The sequence below is a fragment of the Cellulomonas sp. P4_B5_2 genome, assembly GCF_056402235.1.
Genome location: NZ_JBFUHU010000506.1, coordinates 1 through 1,439, shown reverse-complemented (window position 1 = coordinate 1,439; position 1,439 = coordinate 1). Strand labels below are relative to the sequence as shown.

Below are 1,439 nucleotides of genomic sequence, written 5' to 3'. Positions count from 1 at the left end.
GACCAGGACCGTGACGTCCTGGTCCGCCACCAGCCGCGCGGACGCGAGCGTGTGGTCGCTCCACGCCAGGTCGACCGTCAGCGCGCCGCGCGCGCAGGCCGCGCACCGACCCGGACGGTCAGGCGTGCGGGAGCGTCGGCAGCAGGTGGACCTCGCGCACCCGTCCGTCACCGCGTGCGACTGGAGCAGGAGCTCGGCGACGCCGGCCGTGAAGCCGAAGTTGCCGTCGATCTGGAACGGCGGGTGCGCGCAGAACAGGTTCGGGTAGACGCCCCGCCGTGGTGCGCCGGGCCGGGCCACGGGGCTGCGGGTGGCGGGCCACGACCTGGAGGTCGAGGTCGACGGCGACGGCCACGTGCACTCCGCGCGCGCGGACGCCCCCGTGCGTGTCGTCCACCCGGTCCAGCCGGGGCCGGGGACGGCACCAGACGTGGAGGAGTGAGCCGCACGAGCGAGTCTGGTCGGCTACGCCCCGTCGTCGACCGGTTCCAGCCACAGCGCGCGTCGCGGGCAGGCGCGCACCGCGCGTCGGGCCGTCCGCAGGTCCGCATCGGCGACTACCGGGCCCAGCACCGGAAACCCCCACCGGTCGAGCAAGACCGCCGCGGTGATCTGGGCGCACACGCCGATGCCCTCGCACGCGACGGGGTCCACGCGCAGCCGGGACTCGGCCTCGACGCGCCTCATCGGTGCCCCGCAGGGACCGGGAAGGCGGGTGCGTGCGACAGCGGGCAGACCCGGCCGTGCAGGTGCGCCTCGATCTCGTCGCGGAACGTGGCCAGGGCCGAGGCCACTAGCCGGGTCGCGCCGTCCGGGTGGTGGCACGCGCCGCGTCCCTCGATGGTCTCCGCGTCCGCGAGCAGCCGGTCGAGCGGTCCCCGCGAGGACGATCCCGCCGCCAGCGCAGCAAGGTGCTCGGCGAGCGCGGGCAGGCCGAACGTGCACGGCCCGCACTGCCGGGCGCTCATGGCGGCGAGGTACGCGACGACCGACGCGGTCTCGGCGACCCCGCAGGTCCCCGCCGGCAGCGGAGCGAGGACCCCGGCGCCGAGGCTGAGGCCGTCGGCGCGCAGGACGCGCTCGTCCGGCCTGTGGTGCTGCAGACGCTCCCACGACACCCACTGACCGCCGAAGCCGCCGAGCAGCACACCGCGCGGCGGGACGTCGCCGGGCCGAGCCAGCGCCGCGAGCACGTCGGACACGCACGTCGACCGTTCCACCTCGACGACGTGGCGACCGTCGGGCAGAAGCACCGTGAGCAGGGTCGTGGCCGTGGGGGCGTGGCCGCGCGCCAGCAGGGCGACGCGGGCCAGGGTCTCGACGTTCTGCACGAGTGTCCGTGGGGCGCCCGGGGGCGCGGGCCGTCGCATCGTCGGCAGCGCGGGGCCGCCGGACAGCGCGCGGGCGATCGCGCCGGCCTGGCCGGCCAGGTAGTGGAT

Annotated in this window: 4 protein-coding genes; 1 reads left to right on the top strand and 3 read right to left on the bottom strand. The window is 76.7% G+C overall.

Annotated elements, in window-relative coordinates; all coding sequences use genetic code 11:
• Nucleotides 1–300 (bottom strand): glycosyl hydrolase family 95 catalytic domain-containing protein (locus AC1DUQ_RS21710; RefSeq protein ID WP_477074632.1); only part of this gene is annotated, 300 nt, incomplete at its 3' end.
• A gap of 10 nt (nucleotides 301–310) precedes the next feature.
• Between AC1DUQ_RS21710 and AC1DUQ_RS21705 the strand changes: the two genes are divergently transcribed.
• On the top strand, nucleotides 311–442 hold the full coding sequence (locus AC1DUQ_RS21705; RefSeq protein ID WP_477061545.1) for a hypothetical protein: 132 nt from the start codon (nucleotides 311–313) through the stop codon (nucleotides 440–442).
• A 23-nt stretch (nucleotides 443–465) separates the two neighbouring features.
• Here the strand turns inward: AC1DUQ_RS21705 and AC1DUQ_RS21700 are convergent, their stop codons facing one another.
• A complete protein-coding gene (locus AC1DUQ_RS21700; protein WP_477061546.1) occupies nucleotides 466–687 on the bottom strand; it encodes a ferredoxin in 222 nt (73 codons plus the stop codon).
• On the bottom strand, nucleotides 684–1,439 hold a 756-nt coding region (locus AC1DUQ_RS21695; RefSeq protein WP_477074631.1), incomplete at its 5' end, for an NADH-ubiquinone oxidoreductase-F iron-sulfur binding region domain-containing protein. The genes AC1DUQ_RS21700 and AC1DUQ_RS21695, both read right to left, overlap by 4 nt.